This window comes from Microbacterium amylolyticum, assembly GCF_011046975.1.
GTDB lineage: Bacteria > Actinomycetota > Actinomycetes > Actinomycetales > Microbacteriaceae > Microbacterium > Microbacterium amylolyticum.
The window spans coordinates 1,000,097-1,012,869 of sequence record NZ_CP049253.1 but is presented as its reverse complement, the minus strand read 5'-3'; the positions used below and the strand labels follow the sequence as shown (position 1 = coordinate 1,012,869).

Sequence of the window (12,773 nt, the reverse complement as noted above, 5' to 3'; positions counted from 1 at the left end):
CCTACGGGCGCGGTGCCAAAGTCAGAAGGGACACCTCGGGGCGGCACGCGAAGCGCACGGGGGCGTAGACCGAGTGCCCGAGACCCGCGCTCACATTGAGCGGGATCTCACGTGCGCCATGGCGCCAGGAGGATAGGCCGCGTGCCTGGGCCAACGGGATGTCGCAGTTCGCCACGAGAGCGCCCACACCCGGAACGCGCACCTGACCGCCGTGGGTGTGGCCTGCGAAGATCATGTCCGCTCCGCGGTCGCCGAAGCCATCGAGGATGCGGCGATACGGCGCGTGGGTCACGCCGATCGTCAGGGACCCATCGGCGGCGTCCATTGCCGAGGCATCGAGCGCTTCCCAGTCTTCGAGGTCGTGGTGCGGGTCGTTCGTCCCCAGAAAGCGCAACCGGTGTCCGCGCACATCCAGCGTCACGGCCTCGTTATTGAGGCCGTACCAGCCGAGTTCTCCTTCGAGGACCTGGTCGAGTCCCTGGGTATCGAGAAGCGGCGCTGCCTTGGTGCGCTCCGAGGGCCCGAGGAAGTACCGGAACGGGTTGCGCGGACGGGGAGACCAAATGTCGTTGGAGCCGTGCACGTGCACGCCGGGCAGGCCGGCAAACGGAGCCAGAGCCGAGCGGACGGCGGGGATCGCATCCGGGTGACCGAGGTTGTCACCCGTGTCGATCACAACATCCGGTCGCAGGGACGCGAGATTCGCGATCCACTCGCGGCGACGTGTCTGCCACGGAGCCAAATGCATATCGCTGATGTGGAGAACACGGATGGGGTCGCTCCCGGAACTCAACACCGGCACCACGTGGTGTCGAACGGTGAAGAGATGACGCTCGACTCCCATTCCCCACGCCGCCGCAGCGGCGCCCACCGCGCCCACCGTCATGAGCGCGGTGAGAGGGCCGCTGCGTGGAGCCATCAGTCGTCGTCCTCATCCGGCTCGAAGGAGGTGTCGCAGTTGCGAGCCTCCCACGAGACCGTGACCGTTGTTCCCTTTTCGACGGACTCTCCGGCACTCGGGTTGGTTTCCGTCACGCGCGGACGGTTGGCGTTCCCGTTCTCGGTGCACTGTCCGAGGGACCCACGCAGACCTGCCCGGGAGAGCTCGCTGACGGCCTGAGGTGGCGTCTGTCCCGAGACGTTCGGAACCTCAACACCGTTGCCGTCCGATACGAAGATGTTCACGACGCTTCCCACCGGAGCGCGTCCCGACGGATCGGTGCGCTCGACGCGTCCCGAATCCTGGACGCCGGTGACGCGATCTGAGACGATACGCGGCTGGAAACCGGCTTCGCGGATCTTCCGCTCGGCAGCATCCGGAGCGTCGCCCACGACGGAGGGAACGTCCGCCTCGACAACACGAATCAGGTTGCTATCGGGCTCGGGGAAGGCGTCGCCGCCGTACTTGCGATTGGCCGCGGCCTGAACATCGCGGGCGAGGTTGTACCGCAGGCTCGACATCAGCGTTCCGTGCTGATTGGTCATGCGATACATGTCGATGCTGAGGAACTTCTCAACCGTGTCCTCGCCGATGCTTCCCACCCACGCCGCGGTGGTCACGTTTGTCGTGGTCTGGATCATCCATGTGCTGCGGCCCTCGGCCGTTCCCGTCTTACCGATGATGGGAACGCCATCGTTCGGGTTCGCCTGCGTTGCCGTCGCGCCAGGGCCACCCATCACCGCGGCGAGAGCGTAGGCAGTCGTAGCGGCGATGTTCTCGTCGAGCTTCCGCTCACATGTGGTATCGGGAAGTTCCAGCTCGGTTCCATCCGCCGCGACAACACCCGTAATCGCCGTCGGCTCGCACTGTACGCCGCCGTTTGCGACGGTCGCGTATGCCGAGGCCATGGTGATGGGGTCGATGCTCTGCGAACCGAGAACGGAGAAGGGACCGAGCTGATCGAGCACCGATCCACCCCCACCGGTCTTCACATCTAGCCGCTCGGCAACACCGTGAATATCGCAGATGTCCAGCTGCTCCGCCATCGCGAGGAAGCCGGTGTTGAGCGAGGTAGCGGTGAAATTGACGACGTCCGCCGTTCGACCGGCACCGTTGCCGAAGTTCTGAATCTGTGCGGGCGCGTCCGTCGGCGATCCATGACACGTCATCTGGTAGGGGCGGTTGGCACCGTTGACCATCTCGCGCACGGACCGGCCCTGCTCCAGCCAATCGATCAAGGTGAAGAGCTTGTAGGTCGACCCCACTTCGAAGCCCGTCGCAGCGCCGTGTTCTTGATCAGCCGCGTAGACGAGCGAGGTTTGCCCTTCGCCGCTCTCGACCTCATTGAATCGAGTGTTCTGCGCCATCGACAGGATTTCGCCGGTCTGCGGTTTTATCTGAACCAGGCTCGAGCCCACCCGGAGCTGATCGTGCGTTGCCGGCACGTTGGCTTCCATCGTGGCTTCAGCGGCCTGCTGCATGTCGAAGTCGAGCGAGGTGTAGATGTCGAGACCGCCGCGGCTGAGCAGATCGATGCGCTCTTCCCGCGTCTCGCCGAACACACTCGCGTAACGCGTATCGTTGACGATCGTTTCTTTCACGTACTGGCAGAAGTAGCCGGAGCCGCCCGCTGCTGAGCAACCCCGCTCGCGGTAGCTGAGCTTCGGCTCGATCGGCTGTTCTTTCGCCTCGTCGTACTGTTTCTGGGTGATCTTTCCCTCGGTCACCATGCGGTACAGCACGTAGTCGCGGCGCTCCAGCGTTCGTGCATAGCCGTTCTCGGCGCCGTTGGCTTCGCTCTCAGGAACATCGAGCCGGAACGTGTTGGGGTTCTGCACCATACCGGCGAGAGTTGCCGCCTCGGACAGCGAGACGTCCTTCGCCGACTTCGAGAAGTAGCGCTGGGCAGCGGCCTCAATGCCGTAGGTCGTGCCGCCGAAGTTGGCGAGGTTGAGATACCCGAGAATAATTTCTTCCTTCGAGTACTCCTGCTCGATCGCGATGGCGTAGCGCATCTCCTGCAGCTTGCGCTGGTATCCGTCGACGCCCTCCGAGTCGGTCGCCTCGTTATAGCACGCGATGCGCTCTTCGTCGGATTCGGCCGTGCGCTCACAAGCCTCGACCTGAACGTTCTTGACGTACTGCTGGCTGATCGACGACCCACCCTGCGTTTCGTCGCTCGCCGCGTTGCTGAGGATCGCGCGGGTTGTTCCGATCAGGTCAACGCCGCCGTGCTCGTAGTAGCGCGGGTCTTCCGAGGCGAGAAGCGCATCGAACACCAGCTGCGACACCTCGTCATATTCAACGGGTTCGCGGTTCTGGTCGTAGAACGACGCCAGCTCGAAGTCTTTGCCGTCGGTGGTCTTCGCGTAGATCGTGGTGACCTCCATGGGGCGGTCTACCTCGAGGTAGCCGGGGAGGTTCTCGAACAGCGAGATCGCACTGGACGCCGTATAGCCGGAAACGGCAATCGCGGGGGTCACCGTCGCCGTGACGAGAACACCGGCAACCGCGCTGAGACCGACGAGCCCGAGGAATCCACCGAGAACACCGCCGACCGTCCTTTTCGCATGAGGCATAGGCTAGATGGTAGGGGAGAAGCCTGAAGAGGGTTGCGCCTGCAAAGCGTTCTTCGACGTGATCCCCAGCCTGTGACCTATCTATGAGCCCTGACGACGGGAGCTATTCGTGACCACCTGGGAGTACCTCACTACCCCGCTGATGATCCACAACACAGCGGCAATTTTGAACAACTGGGGCAAGCAGGGGTGGGAACTCGTGCAGATCGTGCCGAACACCGAAGGCGGTCTTGTCGCGTATATGAAGCGCCAGACGGGCCTCGGCGAGCAGAACGCCGGCCTTGCACATGCAGCTGAGGCGGCTAAGCAGTTCGAGGGTCAGCAGTGAGCGTCGCCGCCCGCCTGGCGGAGCTGGGAATCGAGCTGCCGAGCGTCGCTGCTCCCGTTGCCGCGTACATCCCCGCGAAGGTGCATGGGGATCTCGTCTGGACATCGGGCCAGCTTCCCTTCACCGGTGGTGAGCTACCCGCAACGGGAAAGGTCGGCGAGGGCGACGGATCCGTTGCTGCGGCTGACGCGAAGGTATACGCCCGTACCTGCGCTCTGAACGCGATTGCCGCGGCTTCTGCGGCGGCGGGTGGAGTGGACCGGCTCTCCGGTGTGTTCAAGGTAACCGGCTTTGTCGCGTCTGAGTCGTCGTTCACCGGACAGCCGGGCGTTATCAACGGTGCCAGCGAGGTGCTCGGCGAGATCTTCGGCGACGCCGGCGCGCACAGCCGCTCAGCGGTCGGAGTGGCGGTTCTTCCGCTCGACGCGCCCGTCGAGGTCGAAGTGGCCTTCACGATCACGTAGCGAGACCATCGCGAAAGAGCGGCGGGGGAGGGCTGCCCCCCGCCGCTCGTGTGTCAGATCAGCGCACCTGCGCCGTGATTACACTCATCACCGACGTATCGGCGAGGGTCTGCGTGTCGCCCACCTCGCGCCCTTCCGCCACATCGCGCAGCAGACGCCGCATGATCTTCCCTGAACGGGTCTTGGGGAGTTCTCCGACGATGTACACGTCTCGGGGACGCGCGATCGGGCCGATCTGCTCGCCCACCCATCCGCGCAGCTCTCCCGCAAGACCCTCGGCGGTGTTCTCCTTCAGATAGCTCTCTTTGAGGATCACGAACGCGACGACCGCCTGGCCCGTTGTCTCGTCGTTTGCGCCGACAACGGCCGCCTCGGCCGTTGCGGGGTGGGCGACGAGGGCCGATTCGATTTCGGCTGTCGAGAGCCGGTGGCCGGAGACGTTCATCACGTCGTCCACCCGGCCCAGCAACCACACATCACCGTCCTCGTCGAGGCGTGCGCCGTCGCCCGCAAAGTAATAGCCGCGATCGGCGAACATCTTCCAGTACGTTTCGACGAACCGCTCCGGGTCTCCCCAGATGCCGCGGAGCATGCTGGGCCACGGCTCGGTCGCCACCAGCAGACCGCCGTCGCCGCGAGCAACGGGTTCGCCCGTCTCGTCAACAACAGCCACCGAGATGCCGGGAATGGGAACCTGAGCGGAACCGGGCTTCAGATCGGTGATGCCGGGGAGCGCCGAAATCATGATTGCCCCCGTCTCCGTCTGCCACCACGTATCGACAATCGGGGTGACGCCCGCTCCGATGACGTCGCGGAACCACTTCCACGCCTCGGGGTTGATGGGCTCGCCCACTGATCCGAGCAGGCGCAGCGATGACAGATCGCGTGACTGCGGGATCGACCTGCCCTGTTTCATGAAGCTGCGCACGGCGGTCGGGGCGGTGTAGAAGATCGTCACGCCGTACTTCTCAACAACGTCCCACCAGCGGCCGGGCTCCGGGTGGTCAGGCGTTCCCTCGTAGATGACCTGGGTGGCGCCGTTCGCGAGCGGACCATAGACGACATAGCTGTGTCCCGTGATCCAACCGATGTCGGCCGAGCACCAGTACACATCGTTTTCGGGGCGCAGATCGAACACGTTCTTATGGGTGAACGCAGCCTGTGTGAGATACCCGCCGGAGGTGTGCAGAATGCCCTTCGGTTTGCCCGTTGTTCCCGAGGTATACAGGATGAACAGCGGGTTCTCTGCGGGGAATGCACGGGCCTCGTGGGTAGCGGGCTCGGCGGGAACCACATCGTGCCACCACACGTCGCGGCCGGCGTTCCACTCGACCTCCTGCCCGGTACGCCGCACAACGAGGACATGCTCAACCGTGCCCTGTTCGCCGTTGCCACGATCCGCCAGAGCCTGGTCGACGGCAGGTTTCAGTGCTGATGCGCGGCCCTTGCGGTACCCGCCGTCCGCGGTGATCACTACCTTCGCCCCGGCATCGTCGATGCGTGCGCGGAGGCTGTCGGCGCTGAAGCCGCCAAAGACCACCGAGTGGATTGCTCCGAGGCGTGCCACTGCAAGAAGCGACGCGATCGCCTCAGGAATCATCGGCAGGTAGATCGCGACCCTGTCGCCGGGGCCGACGCCGAGACCCTCCAAGACGTTGGCAACCCGCTTGACCTCGCTCGTCAACTCGGCATAGGTCAGCGATCGCGAGTCGCCCGGTTCGCCCTCAAAATGCAACGCGATCCGATCGCCGTTTCCTGCTTCGACGTGGCGATCGAGACAGTTATAAGCAACGTTGAGCTCTCCGTCGTCAAACCAGCGGGCGAACGGAGGCGTCGACCAGTCGAGCACGCGGGTGAACGGGGTATCCCAGTGCAGAAGGTCGCGCGATTGCTTCTCCCAGAACGCGAGGCGATCGGCGCTCGCCTGCTCCTGGATTTCGCGGCCCGCGACGGCTTGCGCCGCGAAATCCATGGGCGGGGCGAATCGGGGATTCGAGGCGGTGGCACCTTCGAGGTGGGAAGACATCTGCGCTCCTTCGCGGCATGGTCAGCGTGCGGACCACTCAACGCCCGCACGTGAACCGTACGGGCATGCCGGTCATCAGAGCCAGAAGCGAGTTGCGTGTCCACATTGTCCGATTCGTCACGTTATCTGACGATGGGGGCACCACCGTGAGCAGCACCGGCGCCGCTTTCCTAGCGTCGTGGCCATGACGGAACCCTTTGTCGTTCAGCCCCGCAACCCGTCGGGTACGCAGCCCGTCGCCGCGACGAGCGACGAGGCCCGTCCACTCGACTCGGGCACCTTCGGCGCGCTCGCCCCCTATGTTGCGGACGCTGATGTCACGGATCTGTTCGTCAACGGGTCGTCGGGGTTGTTCGTCGATCGCGGAGCGGGAGCGGAACGGGTGACGACGTGGCGGGCATCCGAACGGGAAGTGCGAGACCTGGCCACGGCGCTCGTCGGCCGCGGCGGTCGCCATGTCGATGACCAGACGCCGCTTGTCGACGTGCGGTTGGCGGGAGGTGTTCGCGTACACGTGGCCCTTGCACCGGTGGCGACGGGCGGCACGGCGATCTCGGTGCGCGTTCCCCGGCTCGGACGAGTGGACATTGACGGCTTGCGGCGTGGCGGCGCCTTCACCGAGTCCGCCGCGGCCTGGCTGGGCCGGCTCGTCGCTCGCCGCGCCAATGTGCTTGTCACCGGAGGCGCTGGCTGTGGCAAGACCACGCTGCTGTCCGCGCTTTTGGCGGGCGCACCGCCTACGGAGCGCATTGTGACGATCGAGGACGTCGCCGAACTGCGGCTGGAGCATCCGCACCACGTGGCTCTGGAAGCACGCCAGGCCAACAGGGAAGGCGCGGGGGAGATCCCTCTGGCGCGGCTGGTGCGGGAGAGCCTCCGTATGCGCCCCGATCGCATCGTTGTCGGCGAGTGCCGAGGGGAGGAGATCCGCGACCTTCTCACGGCACTCAACACCGGCCACGACGGAGGAGCGGGAACGCTGCACGCCAACAGCATCGCGGATGTGCCCGCTCGCCTCGAGGCTCTGGGCGCGCTCGCCGGATGGGACGACCACGCCGTCGCCAGACAGGCATCGAGCGCAATCGACGTCGTCCTCCATCTCGAACGCACTGCCGACGGCACACGGCGACTGGCCGCGGCCGGAGCACTGCGCATCGACAACGGGCGCCTTGCCATCGAGGAGGTGACACCGTGGGAATGAAAAAGCCCGAAGCGCGGGTGTCCGATCCCGGTGCCACAGTGCTGCCGCTGGCCGTGCTCCTCGAAGCCGGAGCAAACCCGGCGACGGCGTGGCGGGATCTCGCCGTGCACGGTGACGAAGCAGCGAAGCACATCGTTGACAAGATCGATGCGGGAACCTCCGTTGCCCAGGCAATCGCTTCTCGCCGCGAACACGCGCAGGAATGGGGCGATGTCGCGGCCGCGTGGGAGGTCTCCGAAACGGTCGGTGCGCCGTTGGCGGACGCCTTGCGCGCAATCGCTTCCTCCCTGCGTGACGCCGGCGAGTTGCGTGACGACACTCGCGTCGCGCTCGCCGAGCCGATGGCATCCGCCCGGCTGATGGCGTGGCTTCCCGTTCTCGGCATCGTCGTCGGCATTGGCCTGGGACTTGATCCGCTCGGGGTTCTCTTCGCCTCGCCCATCGGCGCGTTGTGTCTGATCACCGGTCTGGCCCTGATGGTCGGTGCGCGGGTCTGGACAGCGCGCCTGGTCCGCGCCGCGCGTCCGCGCCCCGGAACACCAGGGATGTACGAGGAGTTGCTGGCGATCGCGCTCTCCGGCGGCACGTCCATCAGCAGGGCGCGTGCCGTTGTCGCCTCCTGTGATGAGTGGACGCCGGCAGCGGCAGAGGCATCGGAAGAAGCTGATCGCGTGCTCGAACTCTCGCGAAACGCGGGCGTGCCCGCCGCCGAACTCCTGCGAGCCTCTGCGGGATACGCCCGCCACCTGGCCCGCACGGAGGGGCGTCTGCGCGGCGCTCGCCTCGGCACACGGCTGCTCCTTCCCATGGGCGTGTGTACGCTACCGGCCTTCCTGCTGCTCGGGGTTGCACCGATGCTCATTGGCATCCTCGGTGCGACCCCGCTCCCGATGTCCGCCGGATAGCCGGCGGATCCACCAGAAATCGATAGAAGGAGATCGTCATGTATGACCCTGAAACCGTCCCGCTCGCCCTGATGGAGGACGAGCGCGGAGCATCCACCGCCGAATATGCAATCGTCACGATGGCCGCCGTTGCCATCGCGGGAGTGCTTGTGGCGATCATGCGCTCGGGCCAAGTGCAGTCGCTTCTGAACAATATCGTCCAGAACGCCCTCCAGGTCCCATGATCTTCGGCCCCACCAGGGACGACCGCGGCTCCGCTTCGGCGGAGTTCGCGGTCGCCCTGCCCGCGGCGGTGCTCGTCGTGGCGCTGGGGATTGGCGCGCTCGCCGCTGCTGGAACGCAAGTGCGATTGCAGGACGCGGCATCGAACGCCGCGCGGCTCATCGCCCGTGGTGAGCCCGAACGCGCGCCCGGTGTGGTGCACGCCGCCGTTTCCGGCGCGCATGCCGCGATTGGCCGAGACGGCGATCTGGTCTGCGTTACCGCCACCCATCGCGTCAGCATCGGCGTGTTCTCACTTCCTTTGTCGGCAACCGGCTGCGCGCTTGAGAGCGGAATCTGATGGGAGGCGCGGCCTTCACCGGAGCGTCTGTTGCAGCGACGGCGGTTGTTGTGGCCGGTCTGGCGCTTGCCGGAGGCGCGGCGGCCGAGTCCCATCGAGTCGCGGGAGCTGCCGACGCGGCCGCTTTGGCCGCCGCCGACACGCTCAGCGGATTCGCGGGAGGAGAACCCTGCGACCGGGCCCATCGCGTCGCATCGGCGGCGTCTGTAGGGGTCACGATTTGCGAACTCTCAGGCAGAGACGCGACGATCGAGGTCCGGGGTACGTTTATCGGCCTTCCCGTGATCGCACGGGCAAGAGCCGGCCCACCCCGGTAGCGCATACTCCCTTACATGGGAGGCACCGAGCATGGCGACGATCCCGACGTCGCAACACGTGAGCGGTGTGTAGGGTGTGCATCGAAGAAAGGACGCCCCCTTTGGTAGACGGCAAGAAGCTCGTGATCGTCGAGTCGCCCACGAAGATGCGCTCGATCCAGGGTTACCTCGGAGACGACTACGAGGTGCTGAGCTCTGTGGGGCACATCCGCGACCTCGCTGATAAGCGCGACATTCCTGAAAAGGACCGTGAAAAGTACGGCAAGTACTCGATCGACATCGAGGGCGGGTTCGTCCCCTACTACGTCGTCAGCGACCGAAAAACCAAGACCGTCGCTGAACTCAAGCGTGCGATGAAGGGTGCGAGTGAACTCATCCTCGCAACCGATGAAGACCGCGAGGGCGAGGCCATCGCGTGGCACCTTCTCGAGACGCTGAAGCCCAAGGTTCCCGTGAAGCGCATGGTGTTCCACGAGATCACCAAGGACGCGATCACCAAGGCCGCCGAGTCCACGCGCGAACTCGACACCTCTCTTGTCGATGCACAAGAGACGCGCCGCGTTCTTGACCGCCTGTACGGATGGGATGTTTCTCCGGTTCTTTGGCGCAAGGTCGGCTCCGGCAACTCGGGTCAGGCTCTCAGTGCCGGTCGCGTGCAGTCCGCGGCAACGCGCATGGTCGTCGATCGCGAGCGCGAACGCATGGCGTTCGTCTCCGCCGACTACTGGTCGATTTCTGCGCTCGCCGCACGGTCGGCCGAGAGCTTCTCGATTCGACTGGCCCGTCTTGACGGAGCCCCTCTGGCCAGCGGTCGCGACTTCGACGACAAGGGCCAGCTGAAGAAGGCCGTTGTTGTTCTCGACGAAAAGCAGGCCACCGAGCTGGCATCCGCCGTCGAAGCGGCCGGTTCGGCTGAGGTCACCAAGGTCGAGGCAAAGCCGGGAACGCGCCGCCCCTACGCGCCGTTCACAACTTCCACGCTGCAGCAGGAGGCCGGTCGTAAGCTCGGCATGACAGCCAAGGTGACGATGTCGGTCGCCCAGAGCTTGTATGAGCGCGGTTACATCACCTATATGCGTACCGACTCGATCAACCTGTCGGCGCAGGCCGTTCAGGCTGCGCGAGCGCAGGCCGTTGCGCTGTACGGCGACTCCGCTGTTCCGGCCAAGCCGCGGATGTACGCGTCGAAGTCGAAGAACGCTCAAGAAGCGCACGAGGCCATCCGCCCCTCCGGCGACACGTTCCGCACGCCCAGTGAGGTCACGGGGCAGCTCGGCAAGGACGAGCAACGCATGTATGACCTCATCTGGAAGCGCACGATCGCCAGCCAGATGTCCGACGCGAAGCTCGAGACGACCACCGTGACGCTCGAGACCACAGCGGCGGACAAGAAGGTTGAGTTCACCGCGTCGGGAACGGTCTACACCTTCAAGGGCTTCCTGGAAGCGTATGAAGAGGGCGCAGACGAAAAGCGCCACAAGAGCGATGAAGACCAGAACCAGCAGCTGCCGCAGGTAGCCGCTGGCGACGTTCTCGCGGTGTCGGATACGGAGGCCAAGGGCCACAGCACCTCTCCGAAGCCGCGCTACACCGAGGCCAGCCTGGTGAAGGCGCTCGAGGAAAAGGGCATCGGTCGTCCCTCGACGTTCGCGAGCATCATCGGCGTGATCCTCGACCGAGGATATGTCTCCAAGCGAGGTCAGGCGCTTGTTCCCTCGTGGCTGGCCTTCAGCGTGATCCGCCTTCTCGAACAGCACTTCGCCGAGCTCGTCGACTACGACTTCACGGCAACGCTGGAAGAAGATCTCGACCGGATCGCCCGCGGCGAGCAAAACCGTTCGCAGTGGTTGCAGGCGTTCTACTTCGGCGGCGACAACCACCCGGGACTGCGCAACATCGTCGACAACCTCGGTGAGATCGACGCGCGCGAGCTCAACGCAACGCCGATCACCGACACGACCACACTGCGCTTCGGCAAGTTCGGTCCCTACCTTGAGATCGTCGACCCTGAGAACGCCGAGGCCGAGCCGCGGCGGATTAACGTGCCGGAGGAGCTCGCACCGGACGAGCTGACGCAGGAGAAGGTGCAGGAGCTCATCGACGCTCCGGTTGCCGGAAACCGTGTGCTCGGCGAAAACCCCGACAACGGCAAGATCATCGTTGTCAAAGACGGACGCTTCGGTCCGTACCTGGAAGAAACCGAACCCGAGAGCGACGAACCCCAGGCCGATGAGGCCACGGGTGAGGTCGTCGAAGAAAAGCCCAAGAAGAAGACGACGAAGAAGGCGGCTGAGCCAAAGCCGCGCCGTGCATCGCTGTTCAAGAGCATGTCGCCCGAGACAATCGACCTATCAACGGCTCTTCAGCTCCTGGACCTGCCGCGCACCGTGGGAACAGATCCCGAGAGCGATGAAGCGATCACCGCGCAAAACGGTCGCTACGGTCCGTACCTGAAGAAGGGCACGGATTCTCGTTCGTTGGACTCGGAGCAGCAGATCTTCGACATCACACTCGAAGAGGCTCTCGAGGTCTACAAGAAGCCCAAGTACGGCGCTCGCCGCCAGGCCGCTGCTCTGAAGGATTTTGAGAAAGACGATCCGACGAGCGGCAAGAAGGTCGTCATCAAGGACGGCCGCTTCGGACCGTATGTCACGGACGGTGAGACCAACGCGACGATTCCCAAGGGGGAGAACGCCGAGGAGGTCGACTTCGAGCGGGCTGTGCAGCTTCTCGTCGATAAGCGCGCGAAGGGACCGGCGAAGAAGCGCACAACGCGGAAGACGACCACGCGCAAGACATCGACGAAGAAGAAGTGATGCGCGCCTCCGGCGGTCTCTGGATCACCTTCGAGGGCGGCGACGGAGCGGGCAAGACGACGCAGGCCGAGCTTCTGCGTGAGTGGTTCGAACAGCTCGGGCGAACGGTTGTGCGAACACGTGAGCCCGGTGGCACCGAGGTGGGCAGGACGATCCGCGAGATTGTCCTGCACCATCGGGGTGGTCTGGGGGCGCGCGCTGAGGCGCTGCTGTTCGCCGCCGACCGTGCGCACCACATCGACACGATCGTGGCGCCCGCGTTGGCGCGTGGCGAGGTGGTCATCCAAGACCGCTATCTCGACTCGTCCGTGGCCTATCAGGGCGCCGCACGAGATTTGGGCGCGGGCGAGGTTCGAGAACTGTCGCTGTGGGCGACAGGCGGGGCGCTGCCGGACGTGACGGTGCTGATGGACCTCGACCCGGGGGCAGCCCGTCAGCGGCTGGACGCGGACGACAAACCGTTCGACCGTATGGAAGCCGAAAAGGCCGAGTTTCACGCCCGCGTGCGTGACGGTTTCCTCGAGCTGGCGCGCGCTGAACCGGACCGCTTCCTTGTGGTCGACGCATCACTTCCGGCGACGGACATCGCTGGGCGCATCCGCGAAGAACTCGAACGCCGGGGACGATAAGCGCAC

12 protein-coding genes are annotated in these 12,773 nt (G+C 65.1%); 9 read left to right on the top strand and 3 right to left on the bottom strand.

Going from position 1 to position 12,773, the window contains the following annotated elements; all coding sequences use genetic code 11:
- Position 1: 1 nt before the first annotated feature.
- Both G6N81_RS04935 and G6N81_RS04930 read right to left on the bottom strand, forming a co-directional pair.
- Positions 2 to 919: a metallophosphoesterase gene (locus G6N81_RS04935; protein WP_165133876.1), complete on the bottom strand. Its 918-nt coding sequence runs from the start codon at positions 917 to 919 to the stop codon at positions 2 to 4.
- The gene (locus G6N81_RS04930) at positions 919 to 3,519 is read right to left on the bottom strand and encodes a transglycosylase domain-containing protein (protein ID WP_165133873.1); all 2,601 of its coding nucleotides are present in this window, start codon (positions 3,517 to 3,519) and stop codon (positions 919 to 921) included. Before G6N81_RS04930 ends, G6N81_RS04935 begins: the two co-directional genes overlap by 1 nt.
- A gap of 109 nt (positions 3,520 to 3,628) precedes the next feature.
- On the opposite strand from G6N81_RS04930, the gene G6N81_RS04925 reads away from it, so the two are divergent.
- Both G6N81_RS04925 and G6N81_RS04920 read left to right on the top strand, forming a co-directional pair.
- A complete protein-coding gene (locus tag G6N81_RS04925) occupies positions 3,629 to 3,847 on the top strand; it encodes a Sp36 family protein (protein ID WP_165133870.1) in 219 nt (72 codons plus the stop codon).
- Entirely contained in the window at positions 3,844 to 4,311 is a 468-nt protein-coding gene (locus G6N81_RS04920) for a RidA family protein (RefSeq protein ID WP_165133867.1), read from the top strand. The genes G6N81_RS04925 and G6N81_RS04920 overlap by 4 nt, the downstream gene beginning before the upstream one ends.
- 58 nt (positions 4,312 to 4,369) lie before the next feature.
- Here G6N81_RS04920 and acs read toward each other — a convergent pair whose 3' ends face one another.
- On the bottom strand, positions 4,370 to 6,337 hold the full coding sequence (gene acs / locus G6N81_RS04915) for an acetate--CoA ligase (protein ID WP_165133864.1): 1,968 nt from the start codon (positions 6,335 to 6,337) through the stop codon (positions 4,370 to 4,372).
- A 184-nt stretch (positions 6,338 to 6,521) separates the two neighbouring features.
- On the opposite strand from acs, the gene G6N81_RS04910 reads away from it, so the two are divergent.
- The 7 genes from G6N81_RS04910 to tmk all read left to right on the top strand — a co-directional run bounded on the left by G6N81_RS04910 (position 6,522) and on the right by tmk (position 12,767).
- The gene (locus G6N81_RS04910; RefSeq protein WP_165133861.1) at positions 6,522 to 7,538 is read left to right on the top strand and encodes a TadA family conjugal transfer-associated ATPase; all 1,017 of its coding nucleotides are present in this window, start codon (positions 6,522 to 6,524) and stop codon (positions 7,536 to 7,538) included.
- Positions 7,535 to 8,443 carry a type II secretion system F family protein gene (locus G6N81_RS04905; protein ID WP_165133858.1) on the top strand — a complete coding sequence of 303 codons (909 nt, stop codon included), beginning with the start codon at positions 7,535 to 7,537 and terminating at the stop codon, positions 8,441 to 8,443. Before G6N81_RS04910 ends, G6N81_RS04905 begins: the two co-directional genes overlap by 4 nt.
- Positions 8,444 to 8,481: 38 nt before the next feature.
- Positions 8,482 to 8,667, top strand: coding sequence for a DUF4244 domain-containing protein (locus tag G6N81_RS04900; RefSeq protein WP_165133855.1), 186 nt, complete (start codon positions 8,482 to 8,484; stop codon positions 8,665 to 8,667).
- Positions 8,664 to 9,005: a TadE family type IV pilus minor pilin gene (locus G6N81_RS04895; protein WP_165133852.1), complete on the top strand. Its 342-nt coding sequence runs from the start codon at positions 8,664 to 8,666 to the stop codon at positions 9,003 to 9,005. The genes G6N81_RS04900 and G6N81_RS04895 overlap by 4 nt, the downstream gene beginning before the upstream one ends.
- Positions 9,005 to 9,322, top strand: coding sequence for an Rv3654c family TadE-like protein (locus tag G6N81_RS04890; protein WP_165133849.1), 318 nt, complete (start codon positions 9,005 to 9,007; stop codon positions 9,320 to 9,322). The genes G6N81_RS04895 and G6N81_RS04890 overlap by 1 nt, the downstream gene beginning before the upstream one ends.
- 101 nt (positions 9,323 to 9,423) lie before the next feature.
- Entirely contained in the window at positions 9,424 to 12,138 is a 2,715-nt protein-coding gene (gene topA / locus G6N81_RS04885) for a type I DNA topoisomerase (protein ID WP_165133846.1), read from the top strand.
- Positions 12,138 to 12,767 carry a dTMP kinase gene (gene tmk / locus G6N81_RS04880; RefSeq protein ID WP_165133843.1) on the top strand — a complete coding sequence of 210 codons (630 nt, stop codon included), beginning with the start codon at positions 12,138 to 12,140 and terminating at the stop codon, positions 12,765 to 12,767. Before topA ends, tmk begins: the two co-directional genes overlap by 1 nt.
- Positions 12,768 to 12,773 lie beyond the last annotated feature (6 nt).